This window comes from Prauserella sp. PE36, from assembly GCF_003311655.1.
GTDB classification, from domain to species: Bacteria; Actinomycetota; Actinomycetes; order Mycobacteriales; family Pseudonocardiaceae; genus Prauserella_A; species Prauserella_A endophytica.
Window position 1 is genome coordinate 18,872 of the sequence record NZ_QEQT01000089.1, and the last position, 18,601, is coordinate 37,472.

The window sequence follows — 18,601 nt, forward strand, 5'->3', positions numbered from 1 at the left end:
TATGCGCGCGCACGCGGAGATGTCAACGGTCGTTGAATAAGGTCACGCCCTGGCGGCGGCCAGGTATTCGGGCGCCAGGTACTCCGCGTAGGCGTGGAGCAGGGCGAGGCCACTGAAAGGCCCGCCGACGGCGTCGAACTCGGCGAGATCGAGCGCGAGCTCGGCACCGCGCCGCGCCGGGACGGGGTTGGTGACGTCGGTGAACCAGTCGACGAACGTGAGCTGGAACCGCTCGCCCGGCCGCGCGCCGGGGGAGACCACGTCGAACAGGGCCGGGCGGTTGCGCAGGACCCACCGGTAGAACTCCGAGTAGGAGAAGAACCGCTGCTCCACGCCCGAGGCCACGAGGCCGTGCACCTGCTCGGCCACGGTCACGCCGTGGTCGGTCGCCGCCTGCTCGGCCTCGCTCCACGCGCGGTCGTGCGCGGCGCGGCCGGTGAGCTCGCCGTCGCGCAGCCGGACGAGGTAGCTCGCCCACAACGCCGAACCCGGGTTGCCGAACGTGTCGGTGCCCCGGCCAGCGGCGATCGCGATCCCGCGCTCGATGCCCTCCAGGATTCCGGCGTCGACGTAGGAGACCCAGGTGCCCGGCTCGCCCATGTCATGCGCGGCGAAGAAGGTGATGATCCCCGCGATGTTGCCCCAGCGCGGCGCGTAGCCGGGAGCGATCTCCGCCGCCGGGCCCTCCGACATCGCGATGAGGAACTCCAGCCGCTGCGGCATGGTCATCAGGTCGATCTCGGCGAGCGGGCAGTCGAGCGTCGCCGCGCACGTCAGCGGGTCACGCGGTTGCCGGGCCGCCGAGGCGGGCGCTGGCACGACGGACAACAGGAACAGGGCCACGATGCCCACGGCGGCGGCGCGCATGCGACGGCACGCTAGCAGCACATGACCACGTCGAGCTTCCGCGACGCGGCGCTGGCACTAGGCTCTGCCCTCGTGGTGCGAAAAGACGGCAGGAACGACGACCAGCTCCGCGAGGTGCGGATCACCCGCGGTTTCCAGCAGTGGCCGGCCGGATCGGTGCTCATCGAGTTCGGCAACACCAGGGTGCTGTGCGCGGCGAGCGTCACCGAGGGCGTGCCGCGCTGGCGGCAGGGCTCGGGGCTCGGCTGGGTCACCGCCGAGTACGCGATGCTCCCCTCGGCGACCCACACGCGCAGTGACCGCGAGTCCGTCAAGGGCCGGGTCGGCGGACGTACCCACGAGATCAGCAGGCTGATCGGCCGGTCGCTGCGTTCGTGCATCGACCTCTCGGCGCTCGGCGAGAACACGATCCAGATCGACTGCGACGTCATCCAGGCCGACGGCGGCACCCGGACGGCCGCCATCACCGGCGCCTATGTGGCGCTCGCCGACGCGATCACCTGGCTCGGCGCGGCGGGCAGGCTCGCCGACCCGAAGCCGCTCTCCGCCGCGGTCTCCGCGGTGAGCGTCGGCGTGGTGGACGGCCGCGTGCGACTCGACCTGCCTTACGAGGAGGACTCCCGCGCGGAGGTAGACATGAACGTGGTCGCCACCGACGTGGGCACGCTCATCGAGGTGCAGGGCACGGGCGAGGGCGCCACGTTCACGCGGTCCACACTGGACAAGATGCTGGACCTCGCCCTGAACGGCTGTGCCGAGCTGGCCCGCAAGCAGGCCGAGGCGCTGGAGGCGCCGTATCCGTACGAGCTGCCGACGCCCGCGCCCGACAAGAAGTCGAAGGGCTCCAAGTGACCACCAAGGTCCTGCTGGCCACGCGCAACGCCAAGAAGCTCGAGGAACTGCGCCGGATCCTGCTCAAGCGCGGGCTCGGCGACATCACGGTGCTCGGCCTGTCCGATGTGGACGAGTTCCCGGAAGCGCCGGAGACCGGGGCGACGTTCGAGGAGAACGCGCTCGCGAAGGCCTACGACGCCGCGATGGCCACCGGCCTTCCGGCTGTGGCCGACGACTCCGGGCTTTCCGTCGACGAGCTCAACGGGATGCCGGGCGTGCTGTCGGCCCGGTGGGCGGGGCAGCACGGCGACGACGAGGCCAACCTCCGGCTCGTGCTCTCCCAGCTGAGGGACACCCCCGACGAGCGAAGGGGCGCGGCGTTCGTGTGCGCGGCCGCACTCGTGGTGCCCGACCGCGAGGAGGTGGTGGTGCGCGGCGAGTGGCGCGGCACGATCATCCGGGAACCCCGTGGTACCAACGGATTCGGCTACGACCCGATCTTCGTGCCCGAGGGCGAGCAGCGGACCTCGGCGGAACTGGAGCCCTCCGAGAAGGACTCCGCGTCCCACCGGGGCCGCGCGCTGCGCTCACTGCTGCCGCACCTGCGCGACCTGGTTCACGACTGACCCAGGGCTCACTCAGGGCTTACTCAGGACTGATACAGCCAGTCGACGTACTGGTAGTCGTCGAGCCTGCGGTCGGTCAGCAGCGCGTTGCGCAGGGTCCGGGTGAGCCCGTCGCAGTGCCAGATCTCGCCCCACACCCTCGCCGAGGACTGCACGCGCGCCGTGCGCGCGGTCCGTGTGCGCTGGTACGCATCGAGCGCCCCGGCCCAGTCGCCCGTTCGCTTGCCGGCCTCCGCGGCCAGGCAGTGCGCGTCCTCCAGCGCCTGGCACGCGCCCTGCGCCAGGTACTGCAGCATCGGGTGGGCCGCGTCGCCGGTGAGCGCGAGCCTGCCGTTGACCCAGTTGCCGATCGGCAGGCGGTCGAACATCGGCCACCGCCGGTCGCGCCACAGCCAGGTCAGCCCCCGCCGCACGGCGGGGCACGTCCCGTCGAACGCGGCGTCGAGCTCGTCGGGGCCACCCCACTCCTCCTCCCCGCGCGCGTACGCGGGCGAGGCGAAGACGGCGACCGTGTTGAGCATCTCGCCCTGCCGCAACGGGTACTGCACGAGGTGGCAGCCCGGTCCGAAGTGGACAACGACGTCGGTGAGCGCGTCGGCGTCCACGTCGGTCACCTCGCTCACCGGCAGCGCGCCCCGGTAGGCCACGTAGCCGGAGCACACCGGGCTGTCGTCGCTCACCCGGGCTCGCAGGGGTGACCAAAGGCCGTCGGCCGCGAGCGCGATGGCGGCGCGGTGCTTCTCTCCGTTCGCCAGCACCACGGCCTCGTGCTCGGTGACGGTGACGTCGTCCACCTTGTGGTCGGCGAGCAGTTCGACCCCGGCCCGCTCGCACGCGCGGAACATGATCGAGAGCAGGTCGCTGCGGTGGATCACCACGTACGGTGCGCCATAGCGCCGCTCGAACGACTCACCCAGCTCCAGCGAGGTCAGCTCGACGCCGTCGAGCGCGTCCTTGAAGACGAGCCGCCCGGGCCGGACGCCGTGCTCGATCACCTCGTCCAGCAGCCCCCACTCGCGGAGGATCCGGGTCGCGTTGGGGGCGAGTTGCAGGCCGGCGCCCACCTCAGCGAAGGCGGAAGCCCGTTCGAGCACCCGCACGCGGTGGCCCGAGGACGCGAGCGCGAGGGCGTTGGCGAGGCCGCCGATGCCGCCGCCCACCACGGCGACGTCGATGTCGGTCATGTCGTCGGTCCTTCCTCTACAACCACGGGCCGAGCGCCGGGGCGGCGTCGCTGCGGCCGGTGAGCCAGCGGACGAGATCCGGACCGTGCCCGCCCGCGAACCGCTTGCCGAGCACGTCGTCGGCCAGCGCCCGCAGGAGGCCGGGGGGCAGGTCGGCGAAGTCGACGCCCGCGGCGAGGTCCACCGCGTGCACGGAGACCTCGCGCGTGCGCATCCACGGGATCTCGGTCGCGGGCACGGTCCGGCCCTGCGCGGTCACCACCTCCGTGCGCCACGCCTCTTCCGGTAGTGCGGCCAGGTCCGCCCCCAGCGCCCGCGCCGAGGAGTGCACCTGCTCGCGCAGCGTCGCGACGGGCAGCTTGCTGCCGTCCTCGATCTCGGCGTTGCGCTGCTCGACGCTCGCGTACATCCGGTTCTCGACTCCCGTGCGCGCCCAGCTGACCAGACGCCGCAACGCCTCCGCGTTGTAGTGCACGTGCGCCACCAGGTGCCGTCGCGTCCAGCCCGGCAGCGCGCTCGGCGCGTCGAAGTCGGCGTCGGCGAGCCCGTCCACGGTGCGCAGCAGCAGATCCGTGCACTCGTCGAGCCAGTCTGACGTGGTCATTCGGCCCTCGCCACGTTGTCGAGCCTGCCGATGCCGCTGATCTCGGTGACCAGCCGCGCGCCGTTCGTCAGGTAGCGGGCGGGCTTGCGGGCGTGGCCGACGCCGCCGGGCGTGCCGGTGGCGATCACATCGCCCGGCCGCAGCGTGAGGATCGTGGAGACGTAGCGCACCAGCTCGACCGGGTCGAACACCAGGTCGTCGGTGTTCGCCTTCTGCATCAGCTCACCGTCCACGGTGCACGACAACTCCAGCGCGGGCCTCGTGCCACCGGGCAGCTCGTCCGGAGTCACGAGCACCGGGCCGAACGGCGTCGTCGACTCGAACGTCTTGCCCTGCAACCACTGCGGCGAGCGGTACTGCCAGTCGCGCATGGTGACGTCGTTGAGCACGCTGAACCCGGCGATGGCGGTCTCGGCCTCGGCCGTGCTCGCGCGGCGGACCCGCTCGCCGATCACGATCGCCAGCTCCGCCTCCCAGTCCACGGCGCCGGACTCGGCGGCCAGCAGCACGTCGTCTCCGCCACCGACGAGTGCCTCGGGGTACTTCGCGAACAGCGTCGGGTACCGCGGCAGTTCGCGGCCCATCTCCAGGATGTGGTTGCGGTAGTTCAGCCCGACGCACAGGATCTTGCCCGGCCTCGCGACCACCGGCGCGTACTCCGCGTCACCGAGCGGCCGGTCCGCGGTGGCCGCCTCGGCGGCGGCCTGCCAACCGGGGGTGCGCAGCAGCGCGCCGACGTCGGCCGCGTCGAGTTCGGCGTAGCGGTCGCCGTCGACGCGGACGGCTCTTGTGCCCTGGCCGGTGCGGATCGTCGCGAGCCTCATGCGTTCTGTCCTTCCACGTGCACGCGGTCCTGATGCAACCGCTCGAAGATCGGGGTGTCGCTGAACCGGAATAGGTCCAGCCCGGTCTCGGCGCCGAGCGTGAGCGGGGCCCACGACGGCACCACGAAGAGGTCGCCGCGCTCCACGCGCCACTCCTGGTCGCCGATGCGGACCTGGCCCTCGCCCTGGAAGACCTGCCACACCGCGGAGCCGACCTCGCGGCGGGTGGCCGTCTGCGTGCCCGTGCGCAGGCGGTGGAACTCGGCGCGGATCGTCGGCATGACGTCGCCGCCGGTGGCGGGGTTGCTGAACCGGATCGCGGCGTGCCCCGGCTCGACCACGCCGGGGTGGCCCTCGTCCTCCAGCGCGAGCTGGTCGGCGAGTGCCGCGTCGGTGTGCTCCCAGCGGTAGGCCGCGATCGGTGAACTGGCCGTGGGGCCCGGCTGGGACAGCGGGCGCAGGCCGGGATGCGCCCAGAGGCGTTCAGAGCGCGAACGGTCGGGCGTGGCCGTGTCGGTGACCTGGTCGGGACCGAACTCGAAGAACGCCGAGCCGGTCTGGTGCACGAACGGGATGTCGAGCCCGTCGAGCCACGCCATCGGCTCGTTGCTCGTGTTGTGGTGGCCGTGGAAGTGCCAGCCGGGGGTGAGCAGGAAGTCGCCGCGGCGCATGGCCACCGGGTCGCCGTTGACGACGGTCCACACGCCCTCGCCCTCGACGACGAAGCGGAACGCGTTCTGGCTGTGCCGGTGCTCGGGCGCGACCTCGCGCGGGCCGAGGTACTGGATCGCGGCCCACAGCGTGGGCGTGGCGTAGGGGGCGCCGCCGAGGCCGGGGTTCGCGAGCGCGATCGCGCGGCGCTCGCCGCCCCTGCCCACCGGCACGAGGTCACCCGCGCGCTGGGCGAGGGGCAGCAGCCGCTGCCAGCGCCACGCGTGCGGCCGCGCGGCAGGCGTGGGGTGCTTCGGCATCAGGTCGCCGATCTCGGTCCACAGTGGAATCAGCAGCTCGCGCTCGAAGCCGCGGTAGAGCTCGCTCAGCTCGGGCGACGGGTCGGGCCTGCCGGGGCCGCCGGAATCCACTATGGATACCGGGCTGGCGAGTTGCTCTCTCGTCATCGTGTGGTGACTCCTTCGGTCACGTGGCGCAGCACTGTGCCGAGCCGTCTCGGACATGAGTCACAACGTAGAAGGGTTCTGTACTCAGGGACGTAAGATTCTGCTGTGAAGAACAAGCCGCCCTACGCCATCGAGTCTGTCGACCACGCGCTGCACCTGGCCACGCTGCTGCAACAGGAGAACTCGCTGGGTGTGGCCGAGGCGGCCGAGCGACTGGGGGTGTCGCGTTCGACGGCGCACCGCCTGCTGGCGATGCTCGTGTACCGGGACTTCGCCGAGCAGGACGCCGACCGGCGCTACCGGGCCGGGCCCGTGCTGAGGCCCGGCGACGCGACCTCGGCGCCCGTGTCGCTGCTGCGGCGCGCCGCGTTGCCGCACCTGGAAGCGCTGGTGGGGAAGGTGCGGGAGACCGCGAACCTCATGGTCCTGGCCGGCACGCGGGCGTTGTTCGTGGCGTCGGTGGAGAGTGACCAGGTGCTGCGGGTCGGCGACCGGGCCGGCAGGGCGCTACCGGCACACCTCGCGTCGGGCGGCAAGGCGCTGCTCGCGGCGCTGCCCGCCGGGGAACTGGCCGCGCGCTACGCCGACGCGAGTGAAACGGTGGACCTCGCGCGGCTGCGGCGGGAGCTGGCGCTGGTGCGCAAGCGCGGCTTCGCCCTCAACGACGGGCTCACCGAGGCGGGCCTGACGGCGGTCGGCATGGCCGTGCCCGCCGCGAACGGCACTCCCTCGGCGGCGGTGTCGCTGGCGATGCCGTCGGCCCGCTTCGACCGCGACCTGCTGCCGATGTGGGTCGCGGCCCTTTCGGCGACCACCACAGCCATCGAGGAGGCACTACGGACGCAGTGAAGGCCACCATGCCTGCGTTCAACGCAGTGAAGGTGGCCTTCACTGCGGCTTGGTGACCAGGCTCAGGAGGCGAGGTCCAGGTCCCTCAGGAGCTTGGCGACGTGGCCGGTGGCGCGGACGTTGTACAGGGCCTTGGCGATCTTGCCCTCCGGGTCGACGACGAACGTCGAGCGAATGACGCCCTGCACCACTCGCCCGTAGTTCTTCTTCTCGCCGAATGCGCCCCACTCCGTCAGCACCGTCTTGTCCGGGTCCGACAGCAGCGGGAACGTCAGTTGCTCCTGCTCGACGAACTTCGCGAGCTTCTCCTGCTTGTCGGGGGAGATGCCGAGCACCTGGTAGCCGGCGTCGTTCAGCTCGGCGAGGTTGTCCCGGAAGTCGCACGCCTGCTTCGTGCAGCCGGGAGTGCCCGCGGCGGGGTAGAAGTACACCACCACGGACCGGCCGCGGAAGTCGGCGAGCGAGACCTTGTTGCCCTCGCTGTCGGCAAGCGTGAAGTCAGGTGCCGGATCGCCGGGGGAAAGCCGCTTCTGCTCGGTCATGGCGAAAGCCTAACCGGCGACGCGGCACCATCACACGGAGCCGCCGTAGACCGCCGTCGCCGGTGTCGAGACGTCCGGCCGCACCACCAGCCGCACCAGGGTGGACCGGTCCGGCACGACGAAGGCCAGCTGCAGGCGCACGATCTCGCCCGGCGGGATGTCGCGGTCGGCATCGACGATGCCGTTGTAGCCCTGCGTCGGGTCCACGACCTGCTTGGCCTGCTGGTCGGCCGTCGTCGCGCTGACCGAGAGGCTGGAGAGCCGGTAGGGCTGCTCGGTCTCGTTGTAGACCACTACGCCGAAGGCGGCGGCCCTGCCGGCGCGCGGGTACGCGGAGTCGCTGGGGCGGAAGATCTTCGGCCCGGTGACGGTGACCACCAGGCCCGACTCGAAGCGGTGGTCGGCGCCGAAGACGAGCACGGCGTCCCGGTCGGCGGTGGTCGCCCTGCGCTCGGCGGTGACCGCCTCGGAGGTGACTGTGGTCTCGCTGTGGCCCGCAGCCGGGGCGGCACAGGAGGTGACGGCCAGCAGCACGAACCCGGCCAGTACGGGCCTCGGAATTCGCACGACTGCCGCTCCTCTGCTCCGATCGCGGTGGGTAATTACTCCGTTCGGCGGCGGTAGTCCGCCGCCTCGGTCCACTCTGACGACGCCGCTGGCGGACTGCCAGGCGGATCCCGGGGTTGCGGCGGACCTGGTGTACTTCCGTGTCCTAGCCGTGATCGATGGCGTACGGGGAGTGAGCGCGGTCACTCGCTCCGAAGGGTTCAGACCGCGAACGCGAAGAAGAGGATGAACAGGGCCAGCCCGGCGAGCCACGTGACCATGAGCCAGCCCCAGTCGCGCCAGGGGTCGACCATGCGGTTGTCCTCGCCCGGGACGTAGACGCCGCGCATCTCGAACCAGTCGGCCCAGCGACCGGGCCAGCGCAGCGGGTTGCGCTCGGCCATGCCGTCCACCTCCCGCACCTGCTCGCTCGCGTGCCGTGTGCCTGACGCTACTCCACGTATATCGTGCCTGACGGCTGAGTCAAGGCGACATATCAATCGGACATTCATCATTCACCGGACGTCACTACCGGATCTAGGCTTCAACCCTCGCAAGTCGCACGACAACCAGGGCGGGACTGGCCCCGCCCTCCGAGCAGCTGTGCCCGGTCGGCTTCGCCGGTTCGCCGCCCATCATTCTCGGATGACGGGAGCTGTAGTGATGCGAACGTCGATCTTGTGGCGGGCCGCCTTGTGCCTCAGCGTGACGGCACTGGTGGCGACCGCCTGTGGCGATGGTGACGGCGGCGGAGGCGGCGGGGACGGCGACGGTGGCGGAGGCGAGGCCCTGAACCTCGGCTACGTGCTCCCGGAGACCGGTCAGCTCGCCTACCTTGGGCCGCCGCAGATCCAGGCGGCCAAGTTCGCGATCCGGAACATCAACCAGGCCGGCGGCGTGCTCGGGCAGGACATCCCCGAGATCACCGGCTCCGACGAGGGCGGTCAGGAAGCGGTCGCGGTCCAGTCGGCCGACCGGGTGCTCTCCGCGGGCGTCGACGCCATCATCGGCGCGGCGGCGTCGGGCATGTCACTGGCCTTCATCGACAACGTCACGGGCTCGGGCGTGGTCCAGTGCTCCGGCTCCAACACGGCGCCGACGTTCACCGACTACGAGGACGGCGGCTTCTACTTCCGCACCGCGCCCAGCGACGCTCTCCAGGGTCCCGTGCTGAGCAAGGTGATCAGGGAGGACGGGCACAACCGCGTCGCACTCGTCGCTCGTGCCGACGACTACGGGCGTGGCCTGATGCAGTCCACGCAGCGGGCGCTGGAGTCCGCGGGCGGGCAGGCCGTGCTCACGGAGACCTACGACCCCGAGGCGACCAACTTCCAGCAGCTCGTGCAGCAGATCCGCAACTCCAACCCCGACGCGGTCGCCGTGATCGCCTTCGAGGAGGGCACGCAGATCCTGCAGGCCATGATCGAGGCCGGGGTCGGCCCGCGGCAGGTCGGTGTCTACGGCGCCGACGGCCTGCGCAGCGAGGAGCTGCCGACGCTGGTCTCGCCGAACGATCCCGCCGTGCTCAACGGCATGAAGGGCACCGCGCCGGCCTCCGCGGAGAACCAGCAGTTCGTCTCCCAGCTGCGTGAGTTCGCGCCCGATCTGAGGGAGCTGCAGTTCGCGCCGCAGGTCTACGACTGTGTGAACATCATCGCGCTGGCCGCCCAGCAGGCGAACTCCACGGACCCGGCCTCCTTCGCACCGGAGATCAACGGGGTGACCAAGGACGGCGAGAAGTGCACGTCGTTCCAGCAGTGCAAGAGGCTGATCGAGCAGGGTTCGAACATCGACTACGACGGCGTGAGCGGTCCGCTCGACTTCATCGAACAGGGTGAGCCGGGACAGGCCACGATCGAGGTCTACACCTACGACCAGTCCGGCAAGCTCCAGACGGTGCGCACCGAAGTGAGCACCGGCGAAGGCTGACCGGCTGCCGGCACCCGCAGTGAAGGCCACCTTGCCTGCGTTCAACGCAGGCAAGGTGGCCTTCACTGCGGCTGGGGAGCCGCTCAGCGGGCGCGGGCGAGGGTGCCGAGGTAGAGCTCGATCACCTTCTCGTCGTGCAGTAGCTCCCGGCCGGTGCCGGTGTAGGCGTTGGTGCCCTGGTCGAGCACGTAGCCGCGGTCGCAGATCTGCAGGCACCGGCGCGCGTTCTGCTCCACCATCAGGATCGCCACGCCGGTGGCGTTGATCTCCTTGACCCGCTCGAACACCTGGTCCTGGAAGCGAGGCGACAGCCCCGCCGACGGCTCGTCCAGCAGCAGCACGTCGGGCTCCATCATCAGTGCCCTGCCCATGCTGAGCATCTGCCGCTCGCCGCCGGACATCGAGCTGGCCTTCTGGTTCCGCCGCTGCGCGAGCACCGGGAAGAGCTCCCGCACCACCTCCGCCCGCCGCGCGAACTCCTTCGGCTGCAGGTAGGTGCCCATGCGCAGGTTCTCCTCGACGGTCAGCGTCGGGAAGACGTTCTGTCGCTGCGGCACGTAGCCGATCCCCTTCGACACGAGCTTGTGCGCGGGCTGGTTGGTCACGTCCTCCCCCCGGAACGAAACCCGCCCCATGCGCACCCGCAGCAACCCGAAGATCGCCTTCACCAGCGTCGACTTCCCGGCGCCGTTCGGCCCGATCACGCCCACCAGCTCGCCCGCGCTCAGCAGCAGCCCGCAGCCGGACAGGACGTCGACTCCCCGCACGTACCCCGCGAAGATCCGCTCGGCGAGCAGGAGTGGGGCCTCGTCCAGCTCATCCATGGTCGTGCTCCGTTCCCGGTTCGTCGTGCCGCTTGCCGAGGTAGGCGTCGATCACGGCCGGGTTCTGCGCGACCGCCTCTGGCGGCCCCTCCGCCGCGATCTCGCCCTCGGCCATGCACACCACCCAGTCGCTGATGCCCATCACCACGTCCATGTCGTGCTCCACGAAGCACACCGTCATGCCCTCGTCCCGCAGGTCCGTGATGTGCGAGAGCAGCGACTGCGTCAGCGCGGGGTTCACGCCGGCCATCGGCTCGTCGAGCAGCACCATCGTCGGCCGCACCATGAGGGCCCTCGCCATCTCGAGCAGCTTGCGCTGCCCGCCGGAGAGCGTGCCCGCGTACTCGTCGCGCATGTGCGCCAGCCGGAAGCGTTCGAGCAGCTCATCGGCACGGTGTTGGATCTCCCGCTCCTGTTTGAGCCACAGTGGCGGCAGCAGTGACGTGACCAGCCGCTCACCCCTTTGCCCCGTGGCGGCGAGCTTCATGTTCTCCAGCACCGACAGGCGGCCCAGGGTCTTGGTGAGCTGGAACGTGCGCACGAGCCCCCGGCGTGCCAGCCGGTGCGCCGACCTGCCGGTGACCGGCGCGCCGTCGAAGGTCCAGTGCCCCCGGTCGGCGCGGTCGAAGCCGCTCAGCACGTTGAACAGTGTGCTCTTGCCCGCACCGTTGGGGCCGATGAGCGCGGTGATGGCGCCGCGCTGGATCTCCAGATGCTCGACGTGCACGGCGACGAGCCCGCCGAACGCCCTCGTGACACCGTCGGCCACGAGCAGCGGGTCGGGCTTCGCCACGCCCGGCTCGGCGGTGAGATTGACCAGGTCAGCGTGCATCGAGCAGCATCTCCTTCCTGCTGCCGAGCAGCCCCTGCGGGCGGAAGATCATGAGCAGCATCAGGCCGAGCCCGACGAGCGCGAAGCGCACCGCGCCGACCTCGGGCGCGCTGATCACTTCCGACGAGACGTACCCGGCGCCGATCGCCTCGCGCAGCGCGCTGTCGAAGAACGTCAGGATCGCCCAGAACAGGATCGCGCCGACGATCGGCCCGAGCACGCGGCCGGCCCCGCCGAGCACGACGATCGTGTACAGGAAGAACGTCACGACGGGGTCGTAGCTGTCGGGGTTCACCGACTGGTTCTGGATCGCGAGCATCATGCCGGCCATCGAGCCGATCGCTCCGCCGAGCACGAGGCTCTGCATCTTGTACGCGTACACACTCTTGCCGAGGCTGCGCACGGCGTCCTCGTCCTCGCGGATCGCCCGGATCACCCGGCCCCACGGGCTGTGCACGAGCAGCGCGACCACCCCGGCCGTGAGCAGCACCATCGCCCAGGCCACGCTGAGCGCCCACAGGTCCAGCGACGTGTACCGCACGAGCCAGATCCCATACGTGTCGCGGGGGATCGGGTTGACGTCGTAGAACTCGACGGCGAAGCGCTGGAGCCCGAACACGCCGCCGGTCACCGGTTCCGCCCAGCTGGAGCGGTAGAACAGGCGCAGGATCTCCCCGGCCGCGATCGTCGCGATCGCGAGGTACTCCGCACGCAGTCGTAACGTGGGCAGCCCGAGCAGCAGAGCCAGCACCACCGAAGAACCGAGTCCGATCAGGACACCCACCCACAGTGGCAGGCCGTAGGTGGAGACGGAAGCCGCGACCCCGTACGCGCCGACGAGCATGAACGCGACCTGGCCGAAGTTCAGCAGGCCGGTGTAGCCGAAGTGCAGGTTGAGGCCGATCGCGGCGAGCGCGTAAACGGCGGCGACCGGGCCGATCCCGGAGCGGATCGCGTCGGAGACGATGACTGCCCAGTCCATTGTGTACCGCCTAGCCCACGCGTTCCCGCTGGCCGAGGATGCCCTGCGGGCGGATCAACAGCACGACGATCAGCGCGAGCAGTGCCCACGCGTTCTGCAGGTCGATCGGGAACCACAGGCTCGACATCTGCGCCACGATGCCGATCACGAAGCTGCCGACCATCGCCCCGTACGCGGAGCCGAGACCGCCGAGGATGATGCCGGCGAACATGAGCAGCAGCAGCCGGAATCCCATGTCCCACGTGATGATCTCGGTCAGCCCGAAGAACACGCCGCCGAGCGCCGCGAGGCCGCCGCCGAGGATCCACACGATCAGCACGACCCGGTTGACGTCGATGCCGGACGCCTCGGCCAGGTCGGGGTTGCTCGACAACGCGCGGATCGCCGTGCCGGTCCGGGTGCGCTGCAGCATGAACGCGACGCCGAACAGCACCAGCACGGACAGCGCGATGATGACCAGGTCGCGCGGGGTGATGCCGATCGGGCCGAGGTCGAGGGCCTCCTGGATGTCGTACTCCCGGTACGACTGCGGGCGCGTACCGAAGAACACGAGCACGATGTGCCGCAACAGCAGCGAGAGCCCGATCGTGAGGATGAACAGATTGATCAGGCCGGTGCCGTGCTTGCGCAGCGGCCGCCACAGTCCCCTCTCGATGAGGCCGCCGAACAGAGCTCCGATCACGATCGCGACGAGGGCGGACGGGATCAGGTGCCAGCCGGGCCCCGCCGCGCCGACGTTGAGGAAGAACGCGACGACGGCGCCGATGGTCACCAGCTCACCGTGCGCGAAGTTGATCAGGTGCGTGGTGCCGAAGATCAGGGAAAGGCCCACCGCGGTGATCGCGATGATGGCGCCGAACTGGATGCCGTCGACCAGCGCCTGCAGCGCGCGATCCAGGAAGCCCGGACCCTGACGAACCTCGTCGCCCTGAGCCAAAGCCGTTGCGAGAACCATCTGAACACGCACAGTCACCTCACGTGCGGGCTCGATCCTGGGATCAATCAGTGTATGCGCACGTACGACTGAGCAACATCAATGTGCGCGATTGTTACGCGACGGCGGCGTCACCTTGAGTACGCGCGGTCCGCGGGACGTCATAACAGCGTGGCCGGTTCGTCTCAGTAAGTAGGCCGTTCGGCTGAACGAGAGAAGGTGCGTTCCATGAACGAGCAGACGCGAGCGATGGTGGCGGCGCTGGCCGCACTCGGCAACGACCTTCCCGGCGTCATCGAGGGGCTGCGTGCCGGCACGCTCGGGGTGGCGGGCCAGCACGAGTTCGCGGCGCTGTTGATCGAGCTCGGCGAGCAGCTCGACGACCACGCCGACGACCAGGCGAGAGCGGGCAACGGGCACTCCGGCGGTTACGGGGTCAGCTACGGCGAGAGCGCCCCGCGCGACATCGACGACCTCTGACCGGTCCTGCAGGCACGGAGTGCCGCAGGATGGGGCGATGACCGACATCGACGCCGACGCCGTGATCGCGAAGCTGGGCCTGCGGCCCCTGCCCGTGGAAGGTGGACTGTTCGTCCAGACCTGGCGCAGCGACAACAACCCCGCGCCCGCGGGGACCGCGACCTACGCCGCCTTCACGAGAGATCCCGACTCCTTCTCGGCCATGCACCGCCTCGCCGTCGACGAGATCTGGCACTTCTACCTCGGCGATCCCGTGGACCTGCTGGTCCTGCACCCGGACGGGACCCATTCCACGCCCCGGCTCGGGTCCGATGTGCTCGGTGGGCAGCATCCGCAGCTCACGGTGCCCGCAGGTCACTGGTTCGGCGCGTCGCTGGCCCCCGGCGGCACGTTCGCCCTCTTCGGCAACACGCTCGCCCCCGGTTTCCACAGTGGACTGTACGAGGGCGGGGAGCGGGACTCGCTCGTGGAGAGCTGGCCGGATGCCGAGGAGCGCATCAGGGCGCTCACCCGGCCCGGCGCGGACCTGGTGATGCCCTCGGGGTTGTGAGCGTTCTCAGCCCTGTTTGCCCTCGATGAGCACGCCGACGCCGTCGAGCACGCGGCGCAGCCCGAACTCGAAGGCGCTCGAGGGATCCGACGCGGCCTGGTACTCGGCGCCGACCTCGCCACCGACCTGGGCGGCGGTCGGGTACCTCTCCGGGTCGAACACCTTCTCCAGCAGCGGTGAGTACTCCTCCCACCATTCGAGGTCTGTCTGTCCGGTCTGCTGCCCGGCCCGTGCCGCCTCGACGGCGTTGCGCGCCGCGCCGTGCGTGTAGTCGGTGATTAGCGTGACGACGAGGTCCATCTCCACGGACGTGAGCCCGAGGCCCGCGACCGCGCGCAGTTCGTAGTCGTACTTGGCGATCATGTTCGGACCGAGCACCGGCCTGCTGCTGGAGACCTGGAGCAGCCAGGGGTGGCGCAGGCTGAGGTCCCAGTTCTGCCGTGCGACGTGTTCGAGCCGGGCCCGCCAGCCGTCCGGCAGCGCTGCCGATATGTCGACCTCGCCGACGACGCGGTCCACGAGCAGGTCGATCAGCTCGGCCTTGCCCGGCACGTACCCGTACAACGACATGGCGGTGACGCCGAGGTCCGAAGCGACCCGGCGCATCGACACCGCGGCCAGCCCCTCGGCGTCGGCGATGGCGAGCGCCGAGGCGACTACGTCGTCGAGCGTGAAGCGGGGTTTCGGGCCCCGCCGAGGTCGATCCTCCTGAAGTCCCCACAGCAGCTCGAGGCTGCGTTTCGGGTCGCCGGCGCCGCCGTACACCGTCACGGTTGAAAACTCCCTACGCCGTAGAGTATTGTTCCTCCGTCCACCACTCTACGCTGTAGAGAGTTTTCGAGAGGACCCCACATGCCTGCCGAGGAACCGGCCGTCGTGGCCGAGAACCTGCGCAAACGATACGGCGACACCAGAGCGCTCGACGGCTTCGACCTCACCGTCGCCCCGGGCACGGTGCACGGCCTGCTGGGCCCCAACGGCGCGGGCAAGACCACCGCGGTGCGCGTGTTCGCCACCCTGCTGCGACCCGACTCCGGCACCGCGAGGGTCGCCGGGTTCGATGTGGTCCGCCAGGCCGAGCGGGCGAGGTACCGGCTCGGGCTCGTCGGCCAGCACGCGGCCGTCGACGAGCTGCTCAGCGGACGGCAGAACCTGGAGATGTTCGGCAGGCTCTACCACCTGAGCGCCGCGGGCGCGCGGCGCAGGGCCGGCGAGCTGCTGGAGCGCTTCCGCCTGGCCGACACCGGCGGCAAGCCCGTCAAGCAGTACTCCGGCGGCATGCGCAGGCGGCTCGACCTCGCAGCCGGACTCATCCTCGCCCCGCCCGTGCTGTTCCTGGACGAGCCGACCACCGGGCTCGACCCCCGCGCGCGCAACGAGGTGTGGGACGCCATCCGGCAGCTTGCGGCGGCGGGCACCACGGTGCTGCTGACCACCCAGTACCTGGAGGAGGCCGACCAGCTCGCCGACCGCGTCTCGGTGATCGACCACGGCCGGGTCGTCGCCGGCGGGACCACGGACGAGCTGAAGCGCCGCATCGGCGCCGACCGGATCGACGTAGTGCTGCGCTCCGGCGCCGACCTGGCCGCCGCGGCCGCCCTGCTGACCGGCATCGCCGGGGAGGAGGCCGAGACCGATCCCGACCGGCGGCTCGTCAGCGTGCCCGTGCGCGACCGAATGGCCGCGCTGAGCGAACTCGTGCCCGCGCTCGCCTCGGCCGGGATCACGGCGGAGGACATCGCCCTGCGCAGGCCCACCCTCGACGAGGTGTTCCTGCACCTCACCGCCAAGGAGAAGGAGGTCGTGGGATGACCATGACGATCACCGCGCCGTCCCGCTCCGCGCTCGCGCGGCTGCGCTGGGCGTTCACCGACGGCTGGACCATCACCAGGCGCGACCTGACACACTGGGCCAACCAGCCCGTGCAGTTCGTGGTGAACCTCCTGTTCTCCGTCATGGTGCTGCTGATGTTCGGCTTCCTCTTCGGCGGCGCCATGGCCGTGCCGGACGGGGGCGACTACCAGGACTTCCTGGTGCCCGGCGTGCTCGCGCTGACGATGGTGTTCGGCGTCGAGGCCACGTTCACCGCGGTGAGCACAGACGCGCAGCGCGGTGTCACCGACCGCTTCCGCTCCCTGCCGATGGCGCCCTCCGCGGTGGTCCTCGGCCGCTGCACGGCCGACATGCTCGGCGCCGTGCTGACGCTGGCCGCCCTGGTGGTGGCCGGGCTGCTGATGGGCTGGCGGTGGCACAACGGCTTCGCCTCGGCACTCGCCGCGTTCGGGCTGCTTTTGCTGCTGAGGCTGGCCATGCTGTGGCTCGGCATCTACCTCGGGCTCGTGACGCGCAGCCCGGAGGCCGTGATGGCGCTGCAGATCCTGGTGTGGCCGCTCGGCTTCCTCTCGAACGCGTTCGTGGCGCCCGCGACGATGCCCGCCTGGCTCGGCTCGATCGCGGAGTGGAACCCCCTTTCGGCCACGGCCGCGGCGACGAGGGAGCTGTTCGGCAATCCCGGCTGGGGAGGCGAGGGCTGGCTCGCGCAGCACCCGCTGCTGCTCGCGCTGCTGTGGCCCGCGGCGCTGATCGCGGTGTTCTGCCCGCTGGCGATCCGCTGCTACCGCAACCTCAGCCGCTGAGCAGGGAACGCAGGATCTGGTCGGTGTGCGTCCACAGCACGGCGCCGCCGATGCCGGGAACGACGTGGCGGCGAGCCGTGGGGATGCGTTCGGCCAGCGTGGCGCCGTTGTCGGGGGAGTGGCTTCCGTCCTGTTCGCCGTGCCACAGGTGGATGTCCACGGTGACTCTCGCGAGGTCGAACGGCCAGTGCCCCATGGCCAGCACGGTGTCGCGGGCGTAGCCCGCGGAGCCCTGGCCGAACGCCTTGGCCAGGGCACGCCGGTAGGCGGTCTCGAAGGTGGGCGAAAGGTAGACGGCGAGATCCGCGTCGCCGCTGCCGTCGGTCACCAGCCGCCACATCGCCTCGGCGTCGAACTGCCCGAGCACGGCTTCGGCTCGCGCGGGATCGGCACACGCCAGATCGACCAGCGCGGCGACGCGATCTTGTCGGCGCCGGACGCGATCGTCTCGGCCGCGCGGGCCAGCGCGAATGGACCACCCTGCGAGTTGGCGAGTACCGGAGGCCGGGGAAAGCCGCGAGCGTGGGTGAACACGTCGAGATCGGTGACGAGGTCGGCGAACGTCCGTCCGGGAAGGGGAGTGGAGACGCCGAGCCCTGGCCGGTCGATCGAGACCAGCCGGACGCCCAGCGATTCGGCGGCCCCGGCACGCACACCCAGTCACCGGCTCGTCGCCGCGCCGGGGATCAGGAGGACGGGAGTACCGTCGGGCGGACCCCACTCGGCCCACCCGATCAGGCGCCCTCCCCGGACCTCGGTCTCGCCGAGCCGCGCTGGCGGATCGATCTCGACGCTCACGGTGTCATGATCACCTCGCGGGCAAGCCGATATCGCAGCAGTCAGGAGGCCGCACGTGACCGATTCCGCTGAAGGCATCGCGACGTTCGGGTACGAGCTGGGTGTGCTCAAGCGGATCCGGCGGGCGGGGTGGTGGCACGCGGGTGTGCGCGATCCGGAGTCGGTCGCCGAGCACACCATGCGCGTGAGCCAGCTCGCGGCGCTCCTGGCGGCCGAGGAGGGCGCCGATCCCGCGCGCGCCGCGTACCTCGCGCTGTGGCACGACACCCAGGAGACCCGCACCGGCGATCTCCCGCACACCGCGAGGCCTTACCTGGACAAACCCGATCCGCGGCGCATCACCGAGGACCAGACCACGCCGCTGCCCGGCACCGCGCGGGCCAGCGTGCGCGACGCCGTCGCGGAGTACGAGCAGGCGGCCACCCCCGAGGCCCGCTGTGCCCGTGACGCGGACAGGCTGGAGATGCTGTTGCAGGCGCTGGAGTACCGCGCGGCCGGGGTGGAGGGCGTCGGCGAGTGGATCGACAGCGCCACGGGGAGGCTCACCACCGCCATCGCCCGGCGGGTCGCCGAGGCGGCCCTGCGCACCTCGCCGCTGGCGTGGCGAAACAGCTGAGCGACCGAACCGTCCCGTGTGGACTG

The 18,601-nt window shown here is 70.7% G+C and carries 25 protein-coding genes; 9 read left to right on the top strand and 16 right to left on the bottom strand.

Annotated features, from left to right (window positions below; translation table 11 throughout):
- Positions 1-42: 42 nt before the first annotated feature.
- Positions 43-867: a hypothetical protein gene (locus tag DI005_RS27700; RefSeq protein ID WP_113644102.1), complete on the bottom strand. Its 825-nt coding sequence runs from the start codon at positions 865-867 to the stop codon at positions 43-45.
- A 72-nt stretch (positions 868-939) separates the two neighbouring features.
- Between DI005_RS27700 and rph the strand changes: the two genes are divergently transcribed.
- A complete protein-coding gene (gene rph, locus DI005_RS27705) occupies positions 940-1,719 on the top strand; it encodes a ribonuclease PH (protein WP_112271349.1) in 780 nt (259 codons plus the stop codon).
- A complete protein-coding gene (gene rdgB, locus DI005_RS27710; protein WP_112271230.1) occupies positions 1,716-2,327 on the top strand; it encodes an RdgB/HAM1 family non-canonical purine NTP pyrophosphatase in 612 nt (203 codons plus the stop codon). The genes rph and rdgB overlap by 4 nt, the downstream gene beginning before the upstream one ends.
- Positions 2,328-2,350: 23 nt before the next feature.
- Here rdgB and DI005_RS27715 read toward each other — a convergent pair whose 3' ends face one another.
- Genes DI005_RS27715 through DI005_RS27730 form a run of 4 tightly spaced genes read right to left on the bottom strand, consistent with a single transcriptional unit; the run spans position 2,351 to position 6,057 of the window.
- The gene (locus DI005_RS27715) at positions 2,351-3,511 is read right to left on the bottom strand and encodes an FAD-dependent monooxygenase (protein ID WP_113644103.1); all 1,161 of its coding nucleotides are present in this window, start codon (positions 3,509-3,511) and stop codon (positions 2,351-2,353) included.
- 16 nt (positions 3,512-3,527) lie between these two features.
- The gene (locus DI005_RS27720) at positions 3,528-4,115 is read right to left on the bottom strand and encodes a maleylpyruvate isomerase N-terminal domain-containing protein (RefSeq protein ID WP_112271234.1); all 588 of its coding nucleotides are present in this window, start codon (positions 4,113-4,115) and stop codon (positions 3,528-3,530) included.
- The gene (locus DI005_RS27725) at positions 4,112-4,939 is read right to left on the bottom strand and encodes a fumarylacetoacetate hydrolase family protein (RefSeq protein ID WP_113644104.1); all 828 of its coding nucleotides are present in this window, start codon (positions 4,937-4,939) and stop codon (positions 4,112-4,114) included. The genes DI005_RS27720 and DI005_RS27725 overlap by 4 nt, the downstream gene beginning before the upstream one ends.
- Positions 4,936-6,057, bottom strand: coding sequence for a cupin domain-containing protein (locus tag DI005_RS27730; RefSeq protein WP_112271238.1), 1,122 nt, complete (start codon positions 6,055-6,057; stop codon positions 4,936-4,938). The genes DI005_RS27725 and DI005_RS27730 overlap by 4 nt, the downstream gene beginning before the upstream one ends.
- Before the next feature lie 105 nt (positions 6,058-6,162).
- Between DI005_RS27730 and DI005_RS27735 the strand changes: the two genes are divergently transcribed.
- The gene (locus DI005_RS27735) at positions 6,163-6,906 is read left to right on the top strand and encodes an IclR family transcriptional regulator (RefSeq protein WP_113644105.1); all 744 of its coding nucleotides are present in this window, start codon (positions 6,163-6,165) and stop codon (positions 6,904-6,906) included.
- A 62-nt stretch (positions 6,907-6,968) separates the two neighbouring features.
- On the opposite strand, the gene bcp is transcribed toward DI005_RS27735, so the two are convergent.
- From bcp to DI005_RS27750, 3 genes are all read right to left on the bottom strand, one after another.
- Positions 6,969-7,448 carry a thioredoxin-dependent thiol peroxidase gene (bcp, locus tag DI005_RS27740; protein WP_112271242.1) on the bottom strand — a complete coding sequence of 160 codons (480 nt, stop codon included), beginning with the start codon at positions 7,446-7,448 and terminating at the stop codon, positions 6,969-6,971.
- 30 nt (positions 7,449-7,478) lie between these two features.
- The gene (locus DI005_RS27745; protein ID WP_113644106.1) at positions 7,479-8,015 is read right to left on the bottom strand and encodes a hypothetical protein; all 537 of its coding nucleotides are present in this window, start codon (positions 8,013-8,015) and stop codon (positions 7,479-7,481) included.
- A 200-nt stretch (positions 8,016-8,215) separates the two neighbouring features.
- A complete protein-coding gene (locus DI005_RS27750) occupies positions 8,216-8,398 on the bottom strand; it encodes a hypothetical protein (RefSeq protein WP_112271351.1) in 183 nt (60 codons plus the stop codon).
- A gap of 259 nt (positions 8,399-8,657) precedes the next feature.
- On the opposite strand from DI005_RS27750, the gene DI005_RS27755 reads away from it, so the two are divergent.
- Positions 8,658-9,923 carry an ABC transporter substrate-binding protein gene (locus tag DI005_RS27755; protein WP_112271246.1) on the top strand — a complete coding sequence of 422 codons (1,266 nt, stop codon included), beginning with the start codon at positions 8,658-8,660 and terminating at the stop codon, positions 9,921-9,923.
- Positions 9,924-10,006: 83 nt separating this feature from the next.
- Here DI005_RS27755 and DI005_RS27760 read toward each other — a convergent pair whose 3' ends face one another.
- Genes DI005_RS27760 through DI005_RS27775 form a run of 4 tightly spaced genes read right to left on the bottom strand, consistent with a single transcriptional unit; the run spans position 10,007 to position 13,516 of the window.
- Complete coding sequence (locus tag DI005_RS27760; RefSeq protein WP_112271248.1) at positions 10,007-10,747, bottom strand: ABC transporter ATP-binding protein; 741 nt, start codon at positions 10,745-10,747, stop codon at positions 10,007-10,009.
- On the bottom strand, positions 10,740-11,579 hold the full coding sequence (locus DI005_RS27765) for an ABC transporter ATP-binding protein (RefSeq protein ID WP_113644107.1): 840 nt from the start codon (positions 11,577-11,579) through the stop codon (positions 10,740-10,742). The genes DI005_RS27760 and DI005_RS27765 overlap by 8 nt, the downstream gene beginning before the upstream one ends.
- The gene (locus DI005_RS27770; RefSeq protein ID WP_112271252.1) at positions 11,569-12,561 is read right to left on the bottom strand and encodes a branched-chain amino acid ABC transporter permease; all 993 of its coding nucleotides are present in this window, start codon (positions 12,559-12,561) and stop codon (positions 11,569-11,571) included. The genes DI005_RS27765 and DI005_RS27770 overlap by 11 nt, the downstream gene beginning before the upstream one ends.
- 10 nt (positions 12,562-12,571) lie before the next feature.
- Positions 12,572-13,516, bottom strand: a complete 945-nt coding sequence (locus tag DI005_RS27775; protein WP_112271254.1) for a branched-chain amino acid ABC transporter permease — start codon at positions 13,514-13,516, stop codon at positions 12,572-12,574.
- Positions 13,517-13,723: 207 nt separating this feature from the next.
- Here DI005_RS27775 and DI005_RS27780 point away from each other — a divergent pair, with 207 nt between their 5' ends.
- The gene (locus tag DI005_RS27780; protein ID WP_113644108.1) at positions 13,724-13,975 is read left to right on the top strand and encodes a hypothetical protein; all 252 of its coding nucleotides are present in this window, start codon (positions 13,724-13,726) and stop codon (positions 13,973-13,975) included.
- Between the two features lie 37 nt (positions 13,976-14,012).
- A complete protein-coding gene (locus DI005_RS27785) occupies positions 14,013-14,525 on the top strand; it encodes a cupin domain-containing protein (protein ID WP_112271257.1) in 513 nt (170 codons plus the stop codon).
- Positions 14,526-14,531: 6 nt separating this feature from the next.
- On the opposite strand, the gene DI005_RS27790 is transcribed toward DI005_RS27785, so the two are convergent.
- Positions 14,532-15,296, bottom strand: coding sequence for a TetR/AcrR family transcriptional regulator (locus DI005_RS27790; RefSeq protein WP_233520332.1), 765 nt, complete (start codon positions 15,294-15,296; stop codon positions 14,532-14,534).
- A gap of 81 nt (positions 15,297-15,377) precedes the next feature.
- Between DI005_RS27790 and DI005_RS27795 the strand changes: the two genes are divergently transcribed.
- The gene (locus DI005_RS27795; RefSeq protein ID WP_112271259.1) at positions 15,378-16,337 is read left to right on the top strand and encodes an ATP-binding cassette domain-containing protein; all 960 of its coding nucleotides are present in this window, start codon (positions 15,378-15,380) and stop codon (positions 16,335-16,337) included.
- Positions 16,334-17,161, top strand: a complete 828-nt coding sequence (locus tag DI005_RS27800) for an ABC transporter permease (protein WP_113644109.1) — start codon at positions 16,334-16,336, stop codon at positions 17,159-17,161. The genes DI005_RS27795 and DI005_RS27800 overlap by 4 nt, the downstream gene beginning before the upstream one ends.
- Here DI005_RS27800 and DI005_RS39205 read toward each other — a convergent pair.
- From DI005_RS39205 to DI005_RS39215, 3 genes are read right to left on the bottom strand one after another with little or no spacing between them, the layout of a single operon-like run.
- Complete coding sequence (locus DI005_RS39205; protein ID WP_228714125.1) at positions 17,151-17,528, bottom strand: alpha/beta fold hydrolase; 378 nt, start codon at positions 17,526-17,528, stop codon at positions 17,151-17,153. The genes DI005_RS27800 and DI005_RS39205 overlap by 11 nt on opposite strands.
- Positions 17,486-17,815, bottom strand: coding sequence for an alpha/beta fold hydrolase (locus DI005_RS39210; protein WP_233520333.1), 330 nt, complete (start codon positions 17,813-17,815; stop codon positions 17,486-17,488). The genes DI005_RS39205 and DI005_RS39210 overlap by 43 nt, the downstream gene beginning before the upstream one ends.
- Before the next feature lie 6 nt (positions 17,816-17,821).
- Complete coding sequence (locus DI005_RS39215; protein ID WP_233520334.1) at positions 17,822-17,959, bottom strand: hypothetical protein; 138 nt, start codon at positions 17,957-17,959, stop codon at positions 17,822-17,824.
- A 55-nt stretch (positions 17,960-18,014) separates the two neighbouring features.
- Here DI005_RS39215 and DI005_RS27810 point away from each other — a divergent pair, with 55 nt between their 5' ends.
- On the top strand, positions 18,015-18,575 hold the full coding sequence (locus DI005_RS27810) for an HD family hydrolase (RefSeq protein WP_112271262.1): 561 nt from the start codon (positions 18,015-18,017) through the stop codon (positions 18,573-18,575).
- The last annotated feature ends 26 nt before the right edge of the window (positions 18,576-18,601 follow it).